Source organism: Rhodopila sp. (assembly GCF_965276935.1).
In the GTDB taxonomy this organism is placed as follows: domain Bacteria; phylum Pseudomonadota; class Alphaproteobacteria; order Acetobacterales; family Acetobacteraceae; genus Rhodopila.
This window is the reverse complement of sequence record NZ_CBDIBS010000003.1, coordinates 836917-860920: the sequence shown is the minus strand read 5'-3', so window position 1 is coordinate 860920 and position 24004 is coordinate 836917. Positions and strand designations below refer to the sequence as shown.

Sequence of the window (24004 nt, the reverse complement as noted above, 5' to 3'; positions counted from 1 at the left end):
AGGTGACGCGCGACTTCTGATCTTCCAACCCGCTGATCAAAGTCCGAGGTCACGCTTGACTTGCACCCAGCGGTCCAGGATCGGCAGGATGACATCCGGTTTTTCCGCCGGCAGGCTGAACACGACGCGGTCGATGCCGATCTGCTGGCAGAAGCGCAACTGGGTCAAATCGTCGGGCACACGGAAGATGCTGATCAGCAACGATGCCGGATCACGCCCGGCTTCCGTGGCCATGTCGCGAAACTTGCCGATTACCACCCCGATACCATCATGCTCCAGCCGGTCGGCGCGGGGAATCCAACCGTTGCCGTAACGGATCGCCCGCTGCGCGGCGTAGGGAAAGGCGCCGCCGACGATAATCGGCGGATACGGCTTCTGGAAGGGCTTCGGCCATTGGTTCATTGGTCCGAACCTGACGAATTCGCCCTCATACGATGGTTCGTCCTGGGTCCAGATCGTCTGCATTGCCTCGATCCGCTCCCGCGCCAGCTTGTTGCGGGTGGCGAACGCGGTGCCATGGTTCTCGATCTCGTCGCGGTTCCAGCCGTTGCCGACGCCGAACAGGAAGCGTCCCTCAGAAAGCTGATCGATGGTCGAGACCATCTTTGCGGTCACGATTGGATCGCGCTGCACGACCAGGGCGATACCGGTGCCAATCTTCAGCGTCGTGGTCGCGGCGGCGGCGGCGTTCAGCGCCAGGAACGGGTCGAAGATCTCGTAATACGGCCGGGGCAGGGCACCGCCGCCGACGTAGGGCGTCAGCCGGGTGAGCGGAACATGGGTATGCTCCGGCACCCACAGCGACTCGAACCCCCGTTCCTCCAGCGCCCGACCCAGATCGGCCGGCCGCATCGAGTCGGTGGTGAAGAACATCACGGCGCCGATCTTCATAATTTGAAAATCCTTCTCAGGCGGTGCGTACGGCGGGGACGACATCCTCGGCGATCATCTGCATCTGTTCCATGGCCAGGCTCGCCGGCATGCCGGCCCAGTGGATGCCCAGCACCAGCGTATTGACGCCGAAACGACGCTGCAGCAGCAGGATCTGCTCGGTTACCTCGGCCGGCGAGCCGAACAGGAACCGGTCGGTCATCAGGTCCTCGAAGTCGAGATCGAAGTGGTCGCCAGTAGGCATCACCTTGTCCTGGCCCCAATCGCGATAGGCGTTGTATTTGACTTCCAGGTATGGCTTCGCCAGGCGGATTGCCTCGTCTCGAGAGCGGGCGACGAAGACCTCGCGCGCCATCGGAAGCTCGTGCGGGAAGGGTTTGCCGGCATCTTCCAGGGCGCGCTTGTAGACCTCCATCTGTTGCGCGATGGTGTCGATCTTGTTGTGCGGGTTGATGAACCAGGTATCGGCCATGCGGGCGGCTCGCCGGATGCCGACATTGGCGTTGGCGCCAATCCAGATCGGCGGCATCGGCTGCTGCACCGGCATGACGGTGCAGTTGGCGTTCTCCAGCGCGAAGTAGCTGCCCTGCATGGTCACGAAGTCTTCGGACCAGAGGCGCTTGACAGCCGTCAGGCATTCCTCGAAGCGCGGGCCGGATTGTTTCTTCGTGGTCCCAAAAGCCTGGAATTCGACTTCGCGGTAGCCGATGCCGGCGCCGAACACCAGCTTGCCGTTCGACATGACGTCCAGCGACGCCAACTCCTCCGCCACGTGCAGCGGGCTGTGCAGCGGCAGCAGCACCACCCCCGGCACCAGCCGCAGCGATGGCGCGACCAGCGCAACCTGGCTCAGATAGGGGATTTGCTGGATGTACTGGAATGGATGCGAACTGTAGTGCGAGCCTTTCGCGATCAGGTCATAGCCTAATTGCTCCGCCCGCCGAGCGGCGTCCAGGTCCTCACGCAGGCGGATGCGCATGTCATCGCCCAGCGCGTACTGGCCGCGGATGATCAGGCCGAAGCGCATGTTCTCCTCCCCCCACTGTCGTCGGCGTGAGCGTGGCACTCCATGCGGGACTGTCAAGCGTGTGGCTGTCAAACATCAGCCGCATTCGGAATTGCCGATTTCCTTCTCGAATTTCACCTGCGCGAGGCTGTCATGTTTGCGGCGGATGATATTCACTGGCGGTATTTGTGGTCGGCCGGCCATTGCTGCTTGCCCAACGTGCGAGGGACAGCGGGGGCAGCGGCCGCGAGGCGGTGGGAGCGGCACTCGCAGGGTGCCGCCCCCAGCATTCATCCCAGGCCCGTCTAAACGCGGGTGCCCGATGTCACGGTCGGTTTCAGGTCGTAGCGATCGGCGTTCATCACCTTGTTCCATGCCCCGACGAAATCCTTCACGAACTTCTGCTGGGAGTCCGTGCAGGCATAGACTTCGGCAAGAGCGCGCATTTGCGAATGCGAGCCGAAGATGAGATCGACCCGCGTGCCGGTCCACCTCGGTTCCTTGGTCTTGCGATCGCGGCCCTCATACGCGTTTTCCGAGGCGGTGGGCTGCCATTCCGTGCTCATGTCGAGCAGGTTGACGAAGAAGTCATTTGTCAGCTTCCCTGGCTGCCTGGTGAAGACGCCGTGCCGGGAGCCGGCGGCGTTGGCGCCCAGCACTCGCAAGCCGCCGACCAGCACCGTCATCTCCGCCCCAGTCAGCCGCAGCAGCTCGGCCCGGTCCACCAACGCTTCCTCAGGCGCCATGAACTGCGCGCCCTCATAGTAATTGCGGAAACCATCGGCGGTCAGTTCCAGCGGCGCGAAGGAAGCCGCGTCGGTTTGCTCCTGCGCTGCATCCATGCGCCCGGGCGTGAACGGCACCTTGACGTCGTTTCCAGCAGCCTTTGCCGCTTGCTCGATCGCCGCGCAGCCGCCAAGGACAATCAGGTCGGCGAGCGAGACCTTCTTGCCGCCGGACGCGGAAGCATTAAACGCTGTCTGGACGGCTTCAAGCTTCTGCAGCACGCTCGCAAGTTCACCCGGATTGTTCACCTTCCAATCCTTCTGCGGCGCCAGCCGGATGCGCGCGCCGTTGGCGCCGCCACGCTTGTCCGAGCCACGGAACGTCGCGGCCGATGCCCAGGCGGTCGACACGAGCTGCGATACCGAAAGCCCGGTGGCGAGGATCTGGGCCTTGAGCGCCTCGATCTCCTGCTCGCCGATCAGCGGATGATCCACCGCCGGGATCGGATCCTGCCAGATCAGCGTCTCGTTGGGGACGAGCGGGCCGAGGTAGCGCTGGATCGGGCCCATGTCGCGGTGCGTGAGCTTGAACCAGGCGCGGGCGAAGGTGTCCGCGAACTGGTCGGGATGCTCATAGAACCGCCGTGAGATCTGCTCGTAGATCGGGTCCATCCGCAACGCGAGGTCCGAGGTCAGCATGGTCGGCACACGCTTCTTCGACGGGTCGTGCGCGTCCGGGACCGTGGCCGGGGCGTCCTTCGCCTGCCACTGCCAGGCGCCAGCCGGGCTTTTCGTCAGGTCCCATTCAAACTTGAACAGGTTGTCGAAATAGTGGTTGCTCCACTGGGTCGGCGTCTGCGACCAGATGACCTCCGGGCCGCCGGTGATCGCGTCTGCCCCGAAACCGGTGCCGTGCGTGCTGCGCCAGCCAAGCCCCTGATCCTCGATGCCGCCGCCTTCCGGCTCCGGGCCGACAAACGATGGATCGCCAGCGCCATGGGTCTTGCCGAAGGTGTGGCCGCCGGCAATGAGGGCGACCGTCTCTTCGTCATTCATCGCCATGCGCGCGAAGGTCTCGCGGATGTCGCGCGCCGAACCGATCGGATCGGGCTTGCCGTTGGGCCCTTCCGGATTGACGTAGATAAGGCCCATCTGCACCGCGCCAAGCCTGTTGTCCAACTGGCGCTCGCCGCTGTAGCGCTCATCGCCCAGCCATGTCCCCTCGGGACCCCAGTAAAGCTCTTCAGGCTCCCAGGTGTCCGCCCGGCCGCCGGCGAAGCCGAAGGTCTTGAAGCCCATCGATTCCAAGGCGACGTTGCCGACGAGGACAAAGAGGTCGGCCCAGGAGATCTTGTTGCCGTATTTCTGCTTGATCGGCCACAGCAGCCGGCGCCCCTTGTCGAGGTTCGCGTTGTCCGGCCAGCTATTGAGCGGCGCGAAACGCTGTTGGCCACCGCCGGCGCCACCGCGGCCGTCGGTCGTGCGATAGGTGCCGGCGCTGTGCCACGCCAGGCGGATGAACAGGCCGCCGTAGTGACCGAAGTCGGCCGGCCACCAATCCTGAGAATTGGTCATCAAGGCGTGCAGGTCTTGAATGACGGCGTTCAGATCAAGGCTCTTGAACGCCTCGGCATAGTTGAACCCGTCGTCCATCGGGTTGGCCCGCGGCGAGTGCTGGCTGAGCGCGGACAGGTTTAGCTGCTCCGGCCACCAGTCACGGTTGCCCCTGCGCGAGCCCCCGCCCCCCATCGGGCATTTGCCGGAAGTCTTGTCGTCGGTCATCCCATCCATGGTCTATCTCCTGTTACGATGGCCTCTTCGGCTCCGCCGGCGACGGCTGTCCTTGTGCCCAAGGCGCCGGCGGAATCTGCTCGCGAGGTCGAACGTGCCGCAATCTAGCGTCGGCATGCTCCCTTGGGAAATTGATTATCAACGAACGAGCGATTGACCCAGGCGATTAATCAGCGTCGGTCAGATGCGGTGAACGCCCTGCGGCAGATGATCACGCAGGGTTTTCGCGAGGTGGTGAATGTCACCGAGCCTGGGATAGCTGCGGCGCCATGCAAGGCCGATGCGCCGTCCGACCCCGGGCTCCAGCGGCCGCGTCGTGACCGAATGCGCGCGGGCTTCGCCGCACGCCATCGCCGGCAGCAGCGTACTCCCTAGGCCTGTCGCCACCATCTGCAGGATCGTCTGCAGACTGGTGGCGCGGAAATCCCCCTCGGAGTCGCGGTCAGCCGTCTCGCAGATCGCCAACGCCTGTTCGCGCAGGCAATGGCCTTCGGTCAGCAGCAATAGCCGCTGGCCGTGCAGATCGTCCTCCGTCATGACCTTGGCGCCGACGGGCTTGCGGCCCTTCGGTTCGGCGAACCAGAACGGTTCATCGAAGAGGGGGAGGGTCTCCAGACGGTCATCGGGAACCGGCAGCGCAACCAGCGCGGCGTCCAGGCGGTGCGAGCCGAGTCTCTCCAGAAGGGGAGCGGTCAGATCCTCGCGCACCACCAGCCGCAGCTTTGGATAGTCTTTCTTCAGCGCCGGTACCAACCAGGGCAGAAGATAGGGCCCGAGCGTCGGGATGACGCCGAGGCTGAAACCGCCGGCCAGAGGTCCGGATATATGCTGCCCGACACTGATGATGGCTTCGACATCGGCCAGAACCTGACGCGCGCGGCCGACGATTTCCGCACCAACGACGGTCACGCTCACGGACTTGGTCGTGCGCTCGAACAGCGTCACACCAAGCTGCTTCTCGAGGTTCTTGAGTTGTGTGCTGAGCGTCGATTGGGCGATATTGCACGCGGCGGCGGCGCGGCCGAAATGGCCATGGTCGGCAAGCGCAACGACATAGCGCAGATCTTGTAGCGTCATGCTCGCCGCCGATCCCCATGTGCTCCACCGATGAATGGCAGATGTCTGATTGATACGCTAGATCATTTGGACACGTCAAGCTGTCGGAGCATGACATGTGGCTGTCAAATATCGGCTGGATTTGCCATGCTATCGTCATGCGCCTGACCCACCCGACCATTCGCTCCACCGGCCGTGCGATTTCCTTTCAGTTTAATGGACATCGTATCGAGGCGCTGGACGGCGAGACGCTTGCCGCCGCGCTGTCCGCCGCCAATGTCACCACGTTCCGTCATACGTCCACCGGTGCGCCGCGCGGGCTGTTCTGCGGCATGGGCGCCTGCTGGGATTGCGTGGTCACCGTCGATGGACGCATCGGCCAGCGTGCCTGCCTGAGCCACGCGGTGGACGGGATGACGGTCCTCGGCGGCTTTCCCGCGACCTTGGCCGAACCGGACCCATCACCGGACGGATGCGAGCGGACCTGTGACGTGCTGGTGGTCGGCGGTGGCGTCGCCGGGCTGTCCGCCGGCATCGCCGCGGCCGAGGCCGGCGCGTCCGTGGTGCTGCTGGATGAACGGCGTTCGCCGGGCGGCCAGTTCGCCAAGCCGCTCGCCGCCAGCCACACCGACAGTTCACCCGACCCGCAGTTCGCCCTCGGCCATCGCCTGCGCGCCCGTGCCGAACGGGCCGGCGTGCGGCTGGAGGCGGAAGCAATGGTGTGGGGCGCCTTCGCGGCGGACGAGATCGCCGCTGTGGTGCGCGGCCAGGCAGTCACATTCCGCCCGCGCCGCCTGATCTTGGCGGCCGGCGCGCATGAGGCGCCGGTGCCGATCCCTGGTTGGACCCTGCCGGGCGTGATGACCACGGGCGGCTTGCAGACCCTGGTGCGGACGCAGCGCGTCGTCCCCGGCCAGCGCATCCTGATCGCCGGCAATGGACCGCTGAACCTGCAGCTTGCCTGCGATTTGCTGGCCGGCGGCGTGAAGCCGGTGGCGGTGCTGGAGGCCGCTCTGGCGCCCGGTCTGGCGGCGTGGCAGGAGCTAGCCCGTATGGTTCGATCGGCACCGGACCTTGTGCGCGATGGAGCCGCCATGCGGCTGCGCCTGAAGCGGGCCGGGGTGCCTGTGCTCTGGGGCACGATGCTTGACCGCCTGGATGGCAGCGAACGAGTGGAAACCGCGAGCGCCGGTACTCATCGCTTCGAAGTCGATATCGTTGCCCTGAACATGGGGTTTCAGCCGGAGACTGGGCTGGCCCGCGCGCTTGGGGTGCCGCACCGGCTTGTCAGCCGCGGCGCCGGGTCCCTGGCAACTGAAACCGACGCCGACGGCCGTACATCGCTGGAGGGCGTCTTCGCCGTGGGTGACGGTGCGGCTTTGGGAGGCGCCCGCATTGCCGAGGCACGCGGGCGGCTGGCCGGTTTGGCGGCAGCGCGGGAACTCGGGCTGGGGGCGCCGGCCGATCCCGCCACGCAGGCGGCGTTGGCCCGGGCGGAGGCGTTTCAGGACGCGCTGTGGCGGGTGTTCGCCGCTCCTGCCGTGCCGATCGCCGACGCCGCTATCGTTTGCCGCTGCGAGGAAGTCTCCGCCGCTCGGCTGCGGGCGGAAATCGCCAGTGGCCTGACCTCGCTGCCGGCGCTGAAGAAAGCCACCCGCGCCGGGATGGGCCGGTGCCAGGGTCGGTTTTGCGCCGCAACGATTGTCCGAATGTGTCCGACCACCGCGGAGCCTGCGGCAGGCCCGGACCGATTTGCCGCGCCTCGCGCGCCGCTGCGGCCGGTGCCGATCGCTCCGCTGATGCGGGAGGCACCCGAATTCATCGCCCCGCTGCTGCCCGATCCTGCCCCACCTTGCAGGCTGCACGCCCTCGCACCACTGCCGGTCGAGATGCGGCATGCCGATGTGGTGGTAGTCGGCGGCGGCGCGGCCGGGCTGTCGACCGCGTATTTCCTGGCGAAAGGCGGTGCCGACGTGCTGCTGATCGACCGCGACGAGGCGGCGATGGCCGCCAGCACCGCCAATGCCGGCAGCCTTCACGTGCAGTTGCTGTCCTACGATTTCAATGAAGATACGCCTTCGGATGGTGGCCCGGCGGCGCATACCCTGCCGCTCGCGCCACGCAGCATCGCGCTGTGGAAGGCGATCGCCGCAACAGCGGGAGAAGACCTGGGCATCCGCACCGAAGGCGGCCTGATGCTGGCCGAGGACGAAGCCGGACTGTCATGGCTCCGCCGCAAATCCGCGATGGAGCAGCGCTGGGGGATCGAATCCCACATACTTGGAAGTAACGAGTTACGTGACCTCGCCCCTGCCTTGTCGGACCGCATGGTCGGCGCGGATTTCGTTCCGGCCGAGGGATACGGCGATCCGCTGCGTGGCATGATGGCGCTGCTGCGCCTGGCGCAAGCGTCCGGTGTTCGGCTGTTGCGCGGCGCCGAGGTGCAGTCGATAGAACAGGCTGGCACCGGGTGGACGTTGACGACCAGCAAGGGTGTGGTCTCGGCGGGTCGTGTGGTCAACGCGACCGGACCCTGGGCGGCACGCATCGGGCGCATGGTCGGGCTAGATCTGCCGGTCACCGGGACGGTGCAGCAGGTCATCGTGACCGAGCCGGCGCCGCCGCTGACCCGGCATCTGGTGGCGATCGCCAACCGGCATCTGTCATTGAAGCAGCAGGCCAGCGGCGGCTTCCTGATCGGCGGCGGCTGGTTCGGCGGTTTCGATCCGGCCACCGGGCGAACCCACAACCTGCGGCGGAACATCGAGGGCAATCTGTGGGTCTGCGGCCGCGCCCTGCCGGCGGTGCGGTCGCTTTCAATCGTGCGCGCCTGGACCGGGATCAACGTGGCGGTGGACCGTGCGCCGCTGCTGGGGGAAGCTGCGGGCCTGCCAGGGTTCTACAACACAGTCACGGCAAACGGCTATACGCTCGGCCCAGTAGTCGGGCAGATGACGGCAGAGGCGATCTTGTACGGAGAGACGATTGATCCGCGCTATCGGGCCGAGCGCTTCGGGTAGAGGATCAGAGCCAGTGAAACCCGCGTGCCATCGCGGCCAACAGGCTGCCGATGGTGGCGATATTCATCGCCAGTAACCAAAGGAAGTCGGCGTGGTGGCGGCTGGCCAGGGTGTCGAACTTAGCTTCGAGCTTGCGATCCATCGCTTCGAACTTCCGATCCACCGCTTCGAATTTCCGATCGACTGCCTGGAACTTATGGTCCAGCGCGTCGAACCGGCGGTCCATCCGGTCGAGTAGTTGATCCTGACGTTGCTCCAACCTCTCCAGGGCGGCCACGGTGGTCTTCGCGATATGCTCCAGGACTGCGAGGCGCGCTTCCATATCAACAGGATAGGGAGACGGGGGCAAAAAATCAACCGACATATCTGGCATCAACGTCTTCCTTCGACAGGCCCATACTGCTCGTCGAAAGGTAAACAGACTATAAATCGCTACGTGCAGCCCGTCTCTTGAACGCAATGGCATGCGGCGCGTTCACATCCCGCCAACCCGCAGCCTGTCCCCACCAGTACCCCCCATCGCATTCCGCAACGCCGACAGCAGTGCCACGATCGACGGCGCGGCGCGTGGCGACCGTCTGGCAGCCTCCCGCTCTGGCGTCTGGTAAAACCAGCGCACCGGGTGCAGATCAGGATGGGCCTGGGCGACCGAGAACGTGCCGACTGGAGTCTCGATTGCCACGTCCGCGTCGCGCACGAAGACCTTGCCTTCGACATCCCACAGCTTCAGGCAATCCAGCAGAAGGTTGCGAAGTGCCGCATCGGTCAAGGCCGCCTATCCTACAGGCGAGGCGCGGTGATCATTGCCTCCGCCACCTTGCGGTGCTGCCATGTTCCGTGGCCGAGGCTGCCCTTGAACACGCCGTTCTCCACCGCGACCTGGCCGCGGATCATGGTCAGGCAGGGCCAGGCGTCCATCTTGCGGCCTTCCCATGGGGTGTAGTCGGCCTCGTGCAGGTCCTCGGCGCGGATCACCCGCTGGTCAGCCGGATCCAGCACGCAGATATCGGCGTCCGAGCCCGCTGCCAGTGCGCCCTTGCGCGGGTACAGCCCCATGATCTTCGCCGCGTTGGTGGAGACAAGATCGGCGTAGCGCTGCAGCGAATAGCCGCGCCTGCCGACCATCTCGGTATACATCAGAGCCATTCTGGGCTCCACCCCGGCATTGCCGCCGGTGGTATCGTCGATCCGCACGCCCTGCAGCTTCCTTGCCAGGGTACAGCAGATTTCGTCGGTGGCGACGCAGTTGATCGAGCCGTCCAGCGTGCCCTGCCATAGCGCCGCCTGATCCTCCGGCGACTTCAGCGAAGGATAAGTATGATAGATCTGACCGTTTGGTTTCTTGTAGTCCTCGCTGTTGTACAGCATGTATTGATGCAGGGATTCGCCATAGATCGGCACGCCGCGGCGGCGCGCTTCCTGAATCGCCGACACGCCGGTGGCGGCGGAGACATGCATCATGTAAAGCGCGGTGCCCGGCACCTTCTCGGCCAGGCGGATGACGCGGCGGAACGAGACATCTTCCGACAGCGTGTTGTGCACTTCGGCTAGGTTCTCAAACCCGGTGCGACCCTCACGAATCAGCTTGCCATACATGTGCATGACGATGTCGTTGTCTTCGGAGTGGATCACGCCCAAGCCCTGATTTTCCGCCAATACCTGGAAGATCTCCCAGATGTCGCCGAAGTCGACCATGCGTCCCTTGCGGCTGGGGGTGATGTCGGTGGTGAAGATTTTCACCGTCGGATAGCCGGCCTGGATCGCTTCGGCTACCTGCGGCGGCAGGTCGATCGGCAGCGCGCCTTCCACCATGATGTGCTGCGCGTAGTCGCAGGCGCAGTGGCCTTTCCAGTCGCGTTCCCGCACCTCGATCGCATCGCGCAGGGTCTTGCCTTCGGAGGCGCGGGTGAAGTCGATGATGGTGGTGGTGCCGCCATGCACCGCGGCTTTGCTGACAACGTCGGGGGGTTCGGTCAAACCGAAACTGCCGTCCGGGTTCGGCAGCGACCATTTGCAGTGCACATGCGGATCGATGCCGCCCGGCAGGACGATCTTTCCAATGGCATCAATGAACCGGGCGCCTTCGGGCACCGGAATTGAGCCAGGCGCCGCCACGGCCGCGATTGTGCCGCCCGTGACGAGGATATCATGTGCCCCCACGCCCTGCGGCGTCACCACCGTGTCGCCGCGGATCACCAGATCAATCATGTTGTCTCCCCCTGCGCTTCCGCCGCATGGTTACGCGTCTGCGCACCGGCGGCAAGGTGACGCCGGAAATGCGCTCAGCGATCTTAATTCCGTTATTGGCGCTGCCTGTCAGGAGGTCAGCTGAGACGCAGGGCGGCTTGGATGCCGCAGGAACTTGCCGTGCATTGGACAAGCATTACGCCGAATGGGGCCTGACGGGACGAATAAAACAACCCGAGCGTTTCGAGGCGTGCTACCGACCCGTCGGTTTCGGCCTTTGTGCCGAGCTTCGGGATTTTCCTATCGTTCATCAATACGCCGCGAGACGAAGGCTCAGGGATGGCCCAGGGGGTGGCGGTCGATCCTGGTGCGATCTTTACTCGAGCCGCACACACGTGAAGCGCCGCGCGGGCAAATGAACGCGGCACAGGTGCAGGGGGAGGAACCATCGTGACAATCAGGTTGACAGGGGCTTGCCACGCCTTATCGCTTGCTGTTTTCGGGACGTTGATCTGGATCGGTGCCGCGTCGGCGCAGGCGCCAACCTCCGGTTCCGCGGCGGGTGCGCCATCGGCCGGAGGTCCGGCTCGGGCTCCGGCCGCGCCTACGTCTGACCAGGGACGGCCTTGGGGGCTTCCCCCACCGCCGCCCAATGTCGGGCCGGTTTCGCTGTTCGCAGATATCCACGACACGCCACAGGGCAAATTCCTGGAGGGCGGCGCTTTCGATGACGTGGGCAACTTCTGGTTCGTCGCCATCGGCAGCGGGTGGATTTCCTACCTGACGCCGGAGGGCAAGCTTGTTCCGGTCGTCAACTGCAACCCAGCGGCCGAACTTGGGTTTGCCTGCGAGCCGCAAGGTACACGCTGGCATGATGGCAAGCTTTATCTGACGACGCGCCATCTTGGCATCATGGTCTATGATCCTGGGACGAAGAAACTGAACTCACTGGTCACGACCTACCGAAATCAGCTCTTCAAGGGTCCAAACGACCTTGATTTCGACGCCGAGGGCAATCTTTATTTCACCGATCCATGGGGCACGGGTGCTGGGCCGGATGCGACGGATCGTACAGGGGCGGTTTACCAGTATTCCACACAAGGTGTGCTTCGGCGCATCATCTCGACCGGAGAATTTCCCAACGGGATCGCTGTCTCGCCGGATGACGGTACGCTGGCCGTCGCTGACTATGCCGCGAACCGGATGCTCTACTACTCGTTTCTTAACGGACCAAACGCGGCCTGCACCGAATGCGCCAAGGATCCGCAGCATCTGACGTTCTTCTTTGCCACGACCGGCAGCTACAATCCGGGAAACGGTGGCCCTGACGGGATTCATTACGACGTGCACGGGGATCTTTGGGCGCAGCTTGGCATCGGCGGGATTATTGAATACGACCCGCGAGGCGTGATTCTCGGTTACGTGCCGCTGCCGAATGGCGACGCCTCGGCAACCAACTTCGCGTTTGGTGGCCCGGATAATCAGTATATCTATATGGAAGGCGCGGTGAGCGGAACCGTCTATCGTTTCAAGGCGCCTTATCCAGGGCTGATCGGACCGGGAGGTAAACGGTTGCCCGCGCAGCATTGAGGCACTGCCTGGCGCGCACAGGGGCGTTCGGTATGACCGCCCCCGGCAGGTCCGGCAAGCACTGCCGGACGCTTGCTCAACTAAACGACGCTTGCTCAACTAACATGGTCAACGATCTGGGCGGTCAAGGACTTTGCCATTCGGTAGCCGGTGTTCGTTCCGTAGTTCCGCGTCTTGACTCCGTCTTCGGCGTAGCCGTTGGCGTGGTAGAAACGCCGCGCGGTTTCAGTGCTGCTCAGGGTGGATCGTGTATTGCCCCGTTCTATCGCCCGGGCTTCGAGCGCGGCGAGCATGGCCCTGCTGACGCCACGAAACCTCGCATCCGGAGAGACGTAGTTCAGGATGATCTCCCCTGCATCGGTCACCGAACCTACCACGAGGATCGCGCCATGCTCGATAGCGACCAACAGAGAGCTATCCACCTGGGCGATCCATGAGGCGACGATCTCAGGGGTCTTGTTCCGTAGCCACGCAGCCAGGATCGCGGGATCGTTCCCGTGATCGGCCACGCATAGCTCGCTGATCGATCGCCTCAGGACTTCGCACGCAGCGGGCGCGTCATTGATCACCGCATCTTGGATCTTCATTGCTTCATCATGCACTCTGGCGTCAAGACGGAGCAAGTCTGGCACAAAGCGTCCAAGCTTGGCTATTATTGTTTCTTTTTCGTATTGTTGACGCTCCTGGTGTCGCGGCAGGGGCAGAAAAGTCTCTCGCCTGATTGCGGGACGCCACAAGGACAACAATCTATAAGCCTCAATATTCAACCGGCGCGTCCCGCGGCGAATTCCTCCGCCGGCGCGTCACTCGCCATGGAGGCTGTATGACCACCGCCCAGGATTTCGACATCGCGGTTATCGGCGCTGGCATGGCTGGCGCCACCGCCGCGGCGTCGCTGTCAGCCGAAAAGCGCGTGGCGCTGATCGAGGCCGAGGAGGTCGCCGGCTATCACACCACCGGACGCTCCGCCGCGATCTGGATCCAGAACTATGGACCGCCGGATGTGCGTGCGCTCACGCGGCTGTCGCGCGCGTTCTATGAGAACCCGCCGGCCGGGTTCGCCGAGGCGTCGTTGATCCGCTATCGGCCGGTGCTCACGCTGGCGACGCCCGAGCAGATGTCGGCGCTGGAAGCCGCGATCGCCGTCGGCCGGGGCATCAGACGGATTACGGTTCCCGAGGCCGAGGCACTGGTTCCGGCGCTTCGCCCCGGCTACCTCGGCGGCGTGGCGCTGGAGGAGGACGCATTCGACATGGATGTTGCCGCGATCCACCAGGGGTTCCTGCGCATGCACCGGTCGCGCGGAGGTGTACTGGGCTTGCGCAGCCGAGCGGGACGGATTGAGGAACGGAATGGGATGTGGGAGGTGGAGACGGCGACGGGCACGGTATTCCGCGCGCCGGTGGTGATCAACGCCGCCGGCGCCTGGGGCGATGAAGTTGCCAGGATTGCCGGTGCCACGCCGCTTGGGCTGGAGCCACGCCGGCGGACGGCGGCGATCGTCGATCCCTCCCCATTTGACGCCTCGAATTGGCCGATGATCATCGACGTGCAGGAGGGCTGGTATGCCCGTCCCGAGGCGCGGACTCGGTTGATGGTGTCGCCGGCCGATGCCACGCCGACGCACGCGCATGACGTGCAGGCCGAGGAGTTCGATATCGCCGTGGGGATCGACCGGATGCAGCAGGCGCTGGATATCCCGGTGCGGCGGGTGGAGCATAGTTGGGCCGGGCTGCGGACGTTCACCCCGGACGGCAGCCTGGCGTTCGGCTGGGATCCGCTCGTGAAGGGGTTTTTCTGGTGCGTCGGGCAGGGGGGTTATGGCATCCAGACCGCACCCGCCGCCGGCCGCTTCGTGGCGGACCTGGTGCTGGAACGTGATCCGGGGGATGCGGCAGCGCTGATCCCAGTTGTGACGCCGGGGCGATTTGCATGAACCTTATGGTTTTGCAAATTTATTGATGGGATGTTCCTTCGAACCGCTCTCCGATGATCGGCATGTCAATATTGATGCGGCGCTGTTTTGTCGTGACCGGGTAGGTTGGCCGCAGGATGTCAATACCTTTCGTGCCGTCTTGCGTACTCAGATTTCCAGTCAAATCGAAATGCGCGACTTTCTGATAGTCCGCGCCGTTGATCACGGCTTGGAACCGAGCCATCACCGCAAGATCCGACCAGAAGCCAGGCTGTACGACGAAATATGAACCGCCGACATCACGCAGCATCTGGGCAATCGTCGCTTCGTCATCGTCAGCCTGCTTGACGCCGCGCCGTCGCTCGCCAAACGGGTCGGACAGCAACAGCTTATCGACCCGGATCACAGCGACGTCGGACCGATCCGAATGCGTCGCGAGGTTAAAGATCAGGTTTCCGTCACGGTAGCCCGCGTAGACGACCAAGCCGTCATGGGGCACAACCCTGGCGAGGTAGTCAGCAACGGCACGATATCCGCCGACGCGTGAGACCGGACAGAAGGCCAGAGTATAGACCAGTGTGGCTACACCTAGCGTCAATCCGGCTGCTTCACCGAGCGGCTTCGGCAAGATGGCCAGAAGAAACAAAGGTGCCGCGCTCGCCAGCGGCAAAAGAACCATGATGTCGTGGCGCACTTCCTTGAGAGCAATCAAGCTAAAGAACAGGTAACCCATCACCAGCCACGTCAGCAGCAGTGCATAAATCCATTGATCCCGTGCGGCGGCGGCCCGCCTGAACATCACGGCGAGGCCGCCAGCCGCCGGCGCCAAGGTTATAGCACCCACCTGAACAGGCAGCGCTTCAACATAAAACAGCCAGCAGTCCAGGCTGCCCAATGGAATGGTGCCCGGTAGACTGGCTATGGAGTCCAGATTGCGCGCGCCGAACTTGAGCATGATGACAAGCGCCGGCACCAGGCCAACGGCCGTCATTGCGGCCGCGATGATCGCGTGGCGGTCACGCAAGGCGGTCCTGCCTTTACCCATGACGAACCCGACCGCCAGCGCGGGTGCGACAAAGGCAGCATTGTATTTCGTGTAGATCGCGGCCAGAAGGAACAGTGCGGCAAGATAAACCGCCAGCGGCCTGCTGCCTTTAACATAGCTGACGAGACACCAGGTGCTGGTCGCGATCAATGCATAGGCTGGCACGTCCAGCATGACCTGCCGCCCCCAGAAGGCGGTCTCCGGGGTGCCGATTGCCAGCAGGGCCGCGCCGAGTGCCGACCATCGTGGCAGGAACGTTCGGGCGAGCTTGTAGGCCGCACAAGCGAGCAACAGGACGAAGAGCATGACCGTGGACTGCGCAACGAAATGCGTGAAGCCAAACAATTGAAAGGCGATTGCTTCTATCCCGTAGAACAGCGGTGGATAGAACATGATCGTCAACGCGGGCCGCATGAGGTAATAGTTGATGGCCCAGCGAACCGGGTCGCCGAATGGATGGGCCGCCACCAGATCACGGATAAAAGCGCCGTTCAGAGCATGACGCGGGGCATCCTGCCACCAGAAATCGCCGTCGACGGGCGCAGTCAGCAGAAGTGCGAGGCACGCCAACAGCAGGATTGCCGCCACGGCCGCCGTTTGCAGGACTGATCGAAGTACGCCTTCGGTTTGATTCCCGAGCGGAACTGAAGCCCGTGATGCGTATGACGCCATGGACTGATCAACTCCGGAGTGTTTCTGTTTTGATACCAGGACTATTCTGTTGAGTCCAGCTTAAGACGAAACGGCATGTCGGCTGATTGTCCACCGAAAGAAACGCTGGCAGGATTTCGTGTGGAAGCGAAATGCCCGCGTGTCGTCCGCTCAGCGGGATGTCAATCCTCACGCGGCGGAAACTGTTTGAAGCAATGTTCCGCGCATGCGTTTATGACGTCGGGCAGTAGTGGGGGCTTTGATGCGTTATCGATTTGCCATGTGTCTGCTGATCGTGACTATCGGGGGATGCGCAAGTCTCTTTGGGACGAACAAACAGAAATTCAGCATCTTTTTCCAGCCTTACTCCGTCGATCTTGACCAGCAAGCGCGGCAAACCGTCGATACGGCGGCGGCCTTCGCGAAAGACCACCCCTCGCAGCCTGTGGAACTAATTGGTTTTGCCGCGCCACCCGATCCAGGACAGGACGTTGCCGGCCTGTCGGCTCAGCGTGCCGAGGTGGTAAAGCAGGCTCTGGTCAGCATCGGTGTCAGGCCGGATCGTATTACCGTGACGGCCAACGGTATTACGGATCCAGAGAACTTGCCCAACCTGTCAGTTCGACGAGTCGATATCAGCGTTGGTCCGTAAGCGCGGGTCGCCCACCGGCAACGGCAGGAATGGCGGATACAGGCTGACAGGGGACCCGGCATGCCCACGGCATCGTTCATGGGCGATTGCCACGGCCTTAGGGTGCCCCGGTAACGGAATAGCGTGTGATCGCCGAAGGCTGATCCGAAGGCGTGGACCACGCGATCAATCCTACACGACCGCGTCCGCCCGCAGCATGGCAATGGCCGCGTCGTCATAGCCGATCTCGGCCAACACGGCGTCAGTGTCGGCGCCGGCGTTGGGCGCGAGCGTATCCAGCCTGCCGCCGCCATGCGCCATCTGAAAGCCCGAGCCCATCAGCCGCAACGAACCATGCGGACCATCCACCGTCTGCATCACGCCACGCGCGGCGACCTGTGGATGGTCGATGATTTCCTCCACCTTCCAGATACTGGCACAGGGCGCGCCGGCATCGTTCAGGCGGCGTTCCCACAGCCTGGAATCAGCTTCGGCCAGGGCAGTTTCAATAATATCCCGTAATGTCTGCTCGTTTTCCTTGCGGCTGAACCAATCGGCGAAGCGCGGATCGTCCAGCACGTCGGTTCGGCCGATGGTGGTCATCAGTGCGTGGTATTGTCTCTCATCGTTGACCGCCAGCAGCAGGAAGCCGTCCTTGGCACGAAACAGGTTGGCGGTGACCTTGCGGCTGACGGCCTGATTTCCCGCCTGCTGTTGCCGGTGCCCGGCCACGGTGTAGTCGGCGACCTGGGTTGCCAGGAACGCCAGACTCGCCTCCAGCATCGAGACGTCGACGAACTGCCCGCGCCCGGTATGGGTCCGCTGATACAAGGCTGATGCCAGCGCGAAAGCGCCCGTGGCGCCCGACAGGATATCGCACACGGCGAAGCCGGCGCGCGTCGGGCCCGTCTCCGGATGGCCGGTGATCGCCATGATGCCCGACATCGCCTGTAGCTTGCCGTCATACCCGGCTTCGCCGCTGGCCGGGCCGGTCTGGCCGAAGCCGGAAATGGCGCAGTAGATCAGCTTCGGATTGATCGTCGACAGCGCCTGGTAGCCAAGGCCAAGCCGGTCCATCACGCCGGCGCGGAAATTCTCCATCACCACATCGGCGCGGGCGGCCAGTTTCAGCACGATCTCCCGCGCAGCCGGCTTCTGCAGGTCGAGCGTCAGGCTTTTCTTGTTGCCGTTCACCGCCAGGAACGGCGGCGCCATGTTGCGGTCCGCCCATTCACGGGACAGCGGGGTGCGGCGCATGTCCTCACCGCCGCGCCGCTCGATCTTGATCACGTCCGCACCTAGCAGCGCCAATTGGTAGCTGGCATAGGGGCCGGCCAGCACCTGGGTAAAATCCAGGATCCGGACACCGGTGAACGGACGCCCCGCTTTGCCGTCCATACTCATGCCGCCTTGACCGTGCGGTTCGGCCGAGCCAGTTCCTTTTGCCGATCGAATTCTTCCCGCCGGCGCTTGAGTTCCGCCTCGCCGATCTGCTCCAGGTTCAGGTAGTCCAGCTTCCACTTGCCATCTTCATTCCAGCGGATCGGCGACTGCATCGTGGTTTGCGGGCCGGCCGCGGTTTCCAACAGACGCAGCGCGAGCGCCAGCGTCTGGTCCTGTGCGGCGACGTCGTGTGGCTTGCCGGCGCTGTTGCCCAGGGGAAAGTCGCTGAACAGGAAGCGCGGCGCGGCGGCATGCTCGACGATGTCCTTGGCGCAGCCCATGACGACGGTGGGGATGCCGTTGGCCTCCAGGTGGCGGGCGACCAGGGTGCTGGTCTGATGGCAAACCGGGCAGTTGGGAACGACAACGGCGACGTCCGCGCCGTCTTCCTGAACGCGACGCAGGATTTCCGGCGCGTCGGTTTCCACTGTGACGCGGTGGCTGCGGTTGGTGGGGGCGCCGTGGAAGCGCGCCGCAATTGCACCAATCTGGCCGGAGGTAGCCGCTCTGCGCAGTGCCGGCAATGGGAACCAGGTGCCGCTGTCGGTCGCGGTGGTGTGGGTGCGATCGTAGCCGATGTGGGAGATGCGGAGGTCGTGGTCCTGCGCGGTGTCGCCGGAATACACCGTGTAGAACTTGGCGCTGCCGTTATAGGGCGCACCGGGTCCCTGATCGCCCTTGCCAGGTTGATAGGGCGCGGCGGTGGTGATCAGCGCGACGGTGGATTGGCGGAGCGGCTTGCGGAGTGGGGTGAACGGCGCGGCAAGGAAATGCGCCCAGCGATACGGTGTCGCGTAGCCAATCGCGGCATAATACTCACGAGTGCGGCGCATGTAAGGGATTGGGGAGTTATAGTCCGGGGCAAAGCCCAGCAGAGTGTCGAGGGTCTGATCCATGTGTGTCCTCCAATTGCTGAAATTATAGGACAGGCCGACAGGACTGTCTGCCCATGAAACGCGTTTCTTGGCACGCCAAACACCCTGCTTCGGTGGTGATCCCGGACCGTCAGAACTTCGCATGCAGCCGTGGTGCAAAAGCCGAAACGCATGTTGCCGCGGTGGTTGCGGGCGGCCAGCCGAGGGAAAGGACATTTTGTAGTTTCGCTCGCGCCCGGATTTGGCGGTTCCCGAATGGCCAGTATCCTGCCAGACTGCATGCATGACAGAGGCTTTGTCCATACGATACCAGCGGTTCGCGGCGACCGAGGCGCGGGGGCGTTCGCCGCTGTATGAGGCGCTTGCCTTGGGCGTAGCGAACGACGGGGCAATACTCACTCTTCTGGCAGCCTTGCCGCTGGAAAAGCAGCAGCCGAACCTGCTGTTCGCGGCGGTGCGGGTTGTCGCCGGAACGGCCGCCGGGTTCTCGGATTTTCGCAACCGGCTGCTATCGCATGCGAACGCGGTTTGCAGCCTGATGCTGCGGCGGCGGACGCAGACGAACGAGCCAAACCGCTGCGCAGTGCTGTTGCCTTTGCTCGCCCGCCTGCCTGGGCCGCTGGCGTTGATCGAGGTAGGAGCCTCGGCCGGGCTGTGTCTGTTGCCGGACCGTTATGGATATGATTACGGTTCTGTCACTTTGCCTGGCATGCCCGTGCTTCACTGCCGCGCCCAGGCTCCGCTGCCGTATCGCAAGCCGGAGGTGGCGTGGCGCATAGGCCTTGATCTGGACCCTGTCGATCTGGCCGATCCTGCCGAGGTTGCATGGCTGGAGGCGCTGGTGTGGCCGGACCAGCCGGAGCGGCTGTCGCGGCTGCGGCAGGCGATGACCGCAGCCTGCGCCGATCCGCCGTCGGTAGTGCCTGGCGATTTGCGGGTGGACACCATTCGGCTGGTGGCTGAAGCGCGCCAATATGGCACGCCGGTCGTGTTTCACACCGCGGTGCTGGCTTATCTGCCGGACGCAGCCGAACGAGTGGAATTTGGCCGGCTGGTGATGGAAGCTGGCGCTGTCTGGATCAGCAACGAGGCGCCGGCGGTTTTTCCCGCCATTGCCAGGCGGGTAGGCTCTCCGGCGCCGGATAGGGCATTCCTCATGGCGCAGGACGGCGTTCCGGTCGCCTGGACCAATCCGCACGGGAGCTGGATTACCTGGATTGCATGATGCCGTTGGCTCCGCTGCGTGCCACAGCAAAGATGCGACACGGCTGCCCAGATTGGCCAAATGCCAGGCGCGGCCGCTCGCCGTCGATCGATCAGGCCACCGGGCGGTCAGCGTCGTTCAATCGCGACCTGCCACAGGGCCGCTTGCCGGATATGCCAACTCAAGCCGGCTGCCGCCCGCGCGTAAGCTCAGCCACTGAAAGCAGCCTGTAACAATAGCATGGTTCACCTTTTATTAAGCTATTCCTGCACTTATCGGCGTCTCAGTGGTGTTCAAGCGAATTCCGTAACCTCATGTCCCAGCTCGTTCCCCAGGTCTGTCAACTTTCGCATGCCGGCTTTCGCATGCTCGGCGACCCGGTCTTCCGTCTCAGTGAGGGCGCTCGGGTGCCATCGATGGTCATGCGGCTTGAAAAGCAGGAAGCGGTGCTGCCGCTTCGTTCGGTCGCGCGTGAGTTCGGGGTCGATCCCGACAGCCCTGATGGTCAGATGCTGAACCTGATCGAGCAGGCGCTGGATTTCGTGGTGGCTCTTCGCCTTGGCGACACGCTTCCGTCGGAGCTCAATGGCGGTAAGGCAAGCTGGAAGCCAACCGAGCAGGACCGGATGCTGGCGACCAGCCGGGTGCGCCACAATCTGGTTCGCTGTGTCTTCGCTCGCATGGGGCAAAGCGTCACCCTCAGCGGCACCATGACACCTGGCTGGGAAGACACGGCCGGAAACCGGGACCTGATGAAGAAAGCAATTGACGGCGCGGCGGCGCAGCTCGACGGGGCGGAGGTGGCGGAGGTGACAGAGGGTATCGGCTCGCTAAGCGAGGAGATGGCCTGCATCGAGACCATGCGTCGCACCCTGATGCGCGGCATTGCACGGCCACGGGAAAAGCTTCTGGCCTTGCAGATAATCGAGGTGCCGGTCAGCCGACGGGACACGGTGAAGCAGGTGCAGGCATTGGCTCGCCGAGGCCTGAAGGAGATTACCGACCGGTTTGATCAAGTGGATGCGCGGCTGGACGACATCCTGGCCATGCTGCGGGACCTGCCGGCCGCGATTGCCGGGTTGCGGCGGCAGCGGGACTGGCTGTACCGCACCGGTCAGGCATGGGAGCCGATGTTCGCGGATTGGGCGGCGGCGCCTAATCATTATGACGATTTCCTTTGGAGGGTCGTGGAGCGCAGCTACAGCTTCCTGGCCCCCAGGTTCATGTCGTTCCAGGAATGGGCAACGGCGGGATCCTTGTTAAAACAGAAAGAGGCGCGGGTCACCGTGTGGTAGACCTTGGAGGCAAAGCCACACGGTAGCAAAACGGCGGCCAAGGTCAGATGGCCCGAATATTATCCAGCAGTCGGACGTGGCTCAGCATCGCCGCCGCGATCAACCGCGCGCCGGGCACGAGGTTGCCGAGTGGCATGAGCGTTGCCGGATCGACCAGCGCAAGATAGTCGACATCGAAGCCTCTGGTGCCCAACGCCGCCCGCGCCATTGCCAGCACGCCAGCCGCGGCCTCGCCAGCGGCGAGCCGCGCCGCCGCGGTTCGCAACGCCTCGATCAGGGCCGGCGCGACAGCCCGCTCCGTCGCGGACAGGAAGCGGTTGCGCGATGACATTGCCAGGCCATCCGTCTCCCGCACCGTCTCGACGCCGATGATCTCCAGCGGCAGCAGCAGATCGGCGGTCATCCGCCTGACCACCTGCAACTGCTGCCAGTCCTTCTCCCCGAAATAGGCCCGATCCGGCCGCACCTGGCCGAACAGTTTCGCACACACCGTCGCCACGCCACGGAAATGTCCGGGTCTGGCATCGCCTTCCCATTGCTCGGCCGGACCGGCCACGGTTATGGTCGTTGCTTCGCCCACCGGGTACATCGTTGCCACGTCCGGCAGCCAAGCCAGCGCGCAACCCTCGGCCTCCAGCACCGCCAGATCGCCGGCCTCGTCACGTGGATACCGTGCCAGATCCTCGGTCGGCGCGAATTGCAGCGGATTGACGAAAATGGAGGCCACTGTTGCCGCACCCGACGCGATACCCGCGCGAACCAGCGCGCGGTGTCCCGCATGCAACGCGCCCATCGTCGGGACGAACGCCAGCGCATCGGCATGGCGGCGCAAGCGGGCGCTGGCGGCACGCAGATCGGGCAGGGTGCGGGCGATCAGCATGTGGCGGAGCTTGGTGCGGATCGCGATCCCAGGCAACATGCCGTGGCACGGCGGAGGACAGGTGTCATGAAACTGCGGAACCAGATTGCATTGGTAACCGGCGGCTCCCGCGGCATTGGCCGAGCAACGGCGCTGCTGTTCGCGGAACAGGGGGCGGATATCGCCTTCTGCCATCTGGACGACGACGCCAAGGCCGAAGCCACCGCGACCGAGATCCGCGCGCTGGGCCGGCGTGCCCTGCATTGCTCGCTGGATGTCGCGGACATCGCCGCGACCAAGGTGTTCGCGCAACAGGTCGCCGAGGCGTTCGGGCCGGTCGACATCCTGTTCAACAATGCCGGCATGAATATCCGCAAGCCGTTCGAAGCCTATACCGAAGCCGAGTTCGACCAGATCCTGTCGGTCCACCTGAAGGGCATGTTCTTCATGGCGCAGGCGGTCTATCCGGCGATGGTCGCGCGCGGGCGCGGCTGCATCATCAACATCGCCTCCCAGCGCGGCCTGAAGGGCGCGGTGAACTCGGCGCCGTATTCGGCCGCCAAGGCGGGCATCATCGGCTTCACCCGCGCCTTGTCGTGGGAGGCCGCGCCGAAAGGCGTTCGGGTCAACGCCATCGCGCCCGGCCCGGTCGACACCGACCTGACGGCGACGATGGAGCCGGCCGATCGCCAGGCGTTCATCGACGCTCTGCCAGCCGGACGCTTCGGCCGGCCCGAGGAGATCGCCGCCACCGCGTTGCTGCTGGCCGGGCCGGAGGGCGGCTTCTACGTCGGTGCAACCTTGTCGCCGAACGGCGGCGACGTGATGCACTGATGAACCTCCGTCAGCGCAAGGTCTGGATAGCTGCAAGCACCGGCATCAGCTCATCCGATCTGCCACGCGACAAGTTCTCGAACACGGCGGCTGCTTCCTATCGCGCCCGCGAGCCGGGCGGCTTCGACAGACCGCCTTTCCGCCAGGATCATCGCGCCATAAACTGAGGACAGCCATGACCGACAAGCCGAACTTCATCCTGATCCCAAACGAGGCCGTGCCGTCGGCGCCGCCGGCACCGGCACGGAACGATGGGGCGTTGGTTCGGCTGCGGACGATGGCGACCACCGCCGCCACATCCGCGGCCACGGCACTGCGGTCGGCGCTGCGACATGCCGAACCGCCGGCAGATACCGGCACCCCGGTTCGGCCGCGCCTGGTGTTCGCGGTAGATGCCACCGCCTCACGCGAGCCGGCCTGGGCTGCCGCACGGCAGGTGACGGACAGCCTAGTCAAGGCGCTGCCGGGCGAGCTGGACGTGGCGCTCGCCGTACATGGCGGCTCCCGCGTCCACACTTTTTCCGCCTTCACCGATAACGCCGCCACGCTGCGTGATCGTGCCGCCGGCGTGGCGTGTCAGGCCGGAATGACCCGGCTGCTGCCGATCCTCTCGGCCAGCCTGAAGCAGCCGGGAGTGCGGGTTGTGATCTATATCGGCGACGTGTTCGAGGAGAGCGTGTTGCAGGGGCGGCGGCTGGCGGACGCCATGGGTGCGCAGGGCACCAGGCTGATCGTGCTGCACGATACGGCCGACCCGACGGCGCGCCGCGATGCCGAGGTATTCTGGGATCTCGCCAAGCGTACCGGCGGCTGCGTGTTGCGGTTTGATGCCAGTGCCTCCGGCCGGCTGCGCGACCTTCTGTCGGCCGTGGCGGTCTACGCTGTCGGCGGCGAGAAGCTGCTGCGGGCAAGGCGGCACGACCTGCCTGGCGCGGTGGCGCTGCTGGAGCATCTAGACCAGCGGACCTGATCCGCGTGGCGTTTTC

20 protein-coding genes are annotated in these 24004 nt (G+C 64.3%); 8 read left to right on the top strand and 12 right to left on the bottom strand.

Features of this window, described 5'->3' with window-relative positions; genetic code table 11:
* Window positions 1-36: 36 nt before the first annotated feature.
* From ACQY4S_RS11790 to ACQY4S_RS11775, 4 genes are all read right to left on the bottom strand, one after another.
* Window positions 37-891 carry an LLM class F420-dependent oxidoreductase gene (locus ACQY4S_RS11790; protein ID WP_428485392.1) on the bottom strand — a complete coding sequence of 285 codons (855 nt, stop codon included), beginning with the start codon at window positions 889-891 and terminating at the stop codon, window positions 37-39.
* A gap of 16 nt (window positions 892-907) precedes the next feature.
* The gene (locus tag ACQY4S_RS11785; protein WP_428485391.1) at window positions 908-1918 is read right to left on the bottom strand and encodes an LLM class flavin-dependent oxidoreductase; all 1011 of its coding nucleotides are present in this window, start codon (window positions 1916-1918) and stop codon (window positions 908-910) included.
* Between the two features lie 284 nt (window positions 1919-2202).
* Window positions 2203-4404 (bottom strand): catalase/peroxidase HPI, encoded by a 2202-nt coding sequence (katG, locus tag ACQY4S_RS11780; RefSeq protein ID WP_428486264.1) that lies wholly within the window; start codon window positions 4402-4404, stop codon window positions 2203-2205.
* 189 nt (window positions 4405-4593) lie between these two features.
* On the bottom strand, window positions 4594-5490 hold the full coding sequence (locus ACQY4S_RS11775; protein ID WP_428485390.1) for a hydrogen peroxide-inducible genes activator: 897 nt from the start codon (window positions 5488-5490) through the stop codon (window positions 4594-4596).
* Window positions 5491-5585: 95 nt separating this feature from the next.
* On the opposite strand from ACQY4S_RS11775, the gene ACQY4S_RS11770 reads away from it, so the two are divergent.
* Window positions 5586-8489, top strand: a complete 2904-nt coding sequence (locus tag ACQY4S_RS11770; protein WP_428485389.1) for an FAD-dependent oxidoreductase — start codon at window positions 5586-5588, stop codon at window positions 8487-8489.
* A gap of 4 nt (window positions 8490-8493) precedes the next feature.
* Here the strand turns inward: ACQY4S_RS11770 and ACQY4S_RS11765 are convergent, their stop codons facing one another.
* From ACQY4S_RS11765 to ACQY4S_RS11755, 3 genes are all read right to left on the bottom strand, one after another.
* Window positions 8494-8862, bottom strand: coding sequence for a hypothetical protein (locus ACQY4S_RS11765; RefSeq protein ID WP_428485388.1), 369 nt, complete (start codon window positions 8860-8862; stop codon window positions 8494-8496).
* Between the two features lie 102 nt (window positions 8863-8964).
* On the bottom strand, window positions 8965-9258 hold the full coding sequence (locus tag ACQY4S_RS11760) for a hypothetical protein (protein WP_428485387.1): 294 nt from the start codon (window positions 9256-9258) through the stop codon (window positions 8965-8967).
* Between the two features lie 11 nt (window positions 9259-9269).
* Complete coding sequence (locus tag ACQY4S_RS11755; protein ID WP_428485386.1) at window positions 9270-10697, bottom strand: amidohydrolase family protein; 1428 nt, start codon at window positions 10695-10697, stop codon at window positions 9270-9272.
* Window positions 10698-11126: 429 nt separating this feature from the next.
* Between ACQY4S_RS11755 and ACQY4S_RS11750 the strand changes: the two genes are divergently transcribed.
* Window positions 11127-12266 (top strand): SMP-30/gluconolactonase/LRE family protein, encoded by a 1140-nt coding sequence (locus tag ACQY4S_RS11750; RefSeq protein ID WP_428485385.1) that lies wholly within the window; start codon window positions 11127-11129, stop codon window positions 12264-12266.
* A 95-nt stretch (window positions 12267-12361) separates the two neighbouring features.
* On the opposite strand, the gene ACQY4S_RS11745 is transcribed toward ACQY4S_RS11750, so the two are convergent.
* Window positions 12362-12853, bottom strand: a complete 492-nt coding sequence (locus tag ACQY4S_RS11745) for a GNAT family N-acetyltransferase (protein ID WP_428485384.1) — start codon at window positions 12851-12853, stop codon at window positions 12362-12364.
* 236 nt (window positions 12854-13089) lie between these two features.
* Between ACQY4S_RS11745 and ACQY4S_RS11740 the strand changes: the two genes are divergently transcribed.
* Window positions 13090-14202 (top strand): NAD(P)/FAD-dependent oxidoreductase, encoded by a 1113-nt coding sequence (locus tag ACQY4S_RS11740; RefSeq protein ID WP_428485383.1) that lies wholly within the window; start codon window positions 13090-13092, stop codon window positions 14200-14202.
* Between the two features lie 19 nt (window positions 14203-14221).
* Here ACQY4S_RS11740 and ACQY4S_RS11735 read toward each other — a convergent pair whose 3' ends face one another.
* Window positions 14222-15814 carry an ArnT family glycosyltransferase gene (locus tag ACQY4S_RS11735; RefSeq protein WP_428485382.1) on the bottom strand — a complete coding sequence of 531 codons (1593 nt, stop codon included), beginning with the start codon at window positions 15812-15814 and terminating at the stop codon, window positions 14222-14224.
* Window positions 15815-16139: 325 nt separating this feature from the next.
* Between ACQY4S_RS11735 and ACQY4S_RS11730 the strand changes: the two genes are divergently transcribed.
* Window positions 16140-16529 (top strand): OmpA family protein, encoded by a 390-nt coding sequence (locus tag ACQY4S_RS11730; RefSeq protein ID WP_428485381.1) that lies wholly within the window; start codon window positions 16140-16142, stop codon window positions 16527-16529.
* Window positions 16530-16700: 171 nt separating this feature from the next.
* Here the strand turns inward: ACQY4S_RS11730 and ACQY4S_RS11725 are convergent, their stop codons facing one another.
* Together ACQY4S_RS11725 and ACQY4S_RS11720 are read right to left on the bottom strand one after the other, a co-directional pair.
* Window positions 16701-17906 carry a CaiB/BaiF CoA transferase family protein gene (locus ACQY4S_RS11725; RefSeq protein WP_428485380.1) on the bottom strand — a complete coding sequence of 402 codons (1206 nt, stop codon included), beginning with the start codon at window positions 17904-17906 and terminating at the stop codon, window positions 16701-16703.
* A 2-nt stretch (window positions 17907-17908) separates the two neighbouring features.
* Window positions 17909-18847, bottom strand: a complete 939-nt coding sequence (locus ACQY4S_RS11720; protein WP_428485379.1) for a glycine/sarcosine/betaine reductase selenoprotein B family protein — start codon at window positions 18845-18847, stop codon at window positions 17909-17911.
* 262 nt (window positions 18848-19109) lie between these two features.
* Here ACQY4S_RS11720 and ACQY4S_RS11715 point away from each other — a divergent pair, with 262 nt between their 5' ends.
* Entirely contained in the window at window positions 19110-20051 is a 942-nt protein-coding gene (locus tag ACQY4S_RS11715; protein WP_428485378.1) for a DUF2332 domain-containing protein, read from the top strand.
* A gap of 293 nt (window positions 20052-20344) precedes the next feature.
* A complete protein-coding gene (locus ACQY4S_RS11710) occupies window positions 20345-21325 on the top strand; it encodes a hypothetical protein (protein ID WP_428485377.1) in 981 nt (326 codons plus the stop codon).
* A 43-nt stretch (window positions 21326-21368) separates the two neighbouring features.
* Here ACQY4S_RS11710 and panC read toward each other — a convergent pair whose 3' ends face one another.
* Complete coding sequence (gene panC / locus ACQY4S_RS11705; protein WP_428485376.1) at window positions 21369-22244, bottom strand: pantoate--beta-alanine ligase; 876 nt, start codon at window positions 22242-22244, stop codon at window positions 21369-21371.
* A 27-nt stretch (window positions 22245-22271) separates the two neighbouring features.
* On the opposite strand from panC, the gene ACQY4S_RS11700 reads away from it, so the two are divergent.
* Both ACQY4S_RS11700 and ACQY4S_RS11695 read left to right on the top strand, forming a co-directional pair.
* Complete coding sequence (locus ACQY4S_RS11700) at window positions 22272-23018, top strand: SDR family NAD(P)-dependent oxidoreductase (RefSeq protein WP_428485375.1); 747 nt, start codon at window positions 22272-22274, stop codon at window positions 23016-23018.
* Window positions 23019-23193: 175 nt separating this feature from the next.
* Window positions 23194-23988 (top strand): hypothetical protein, encoded by a 795-nt coding sequence (locus ACQY4S_RS11695; RefSeq protein WP_428485374.1) that lies wholly within the window; start codon window positions 23194-23196, stop codon window positions 23986-23988.
* The last annotated feature ends 16 nt before the right edge of the window (window positions 23989-24004 follow it).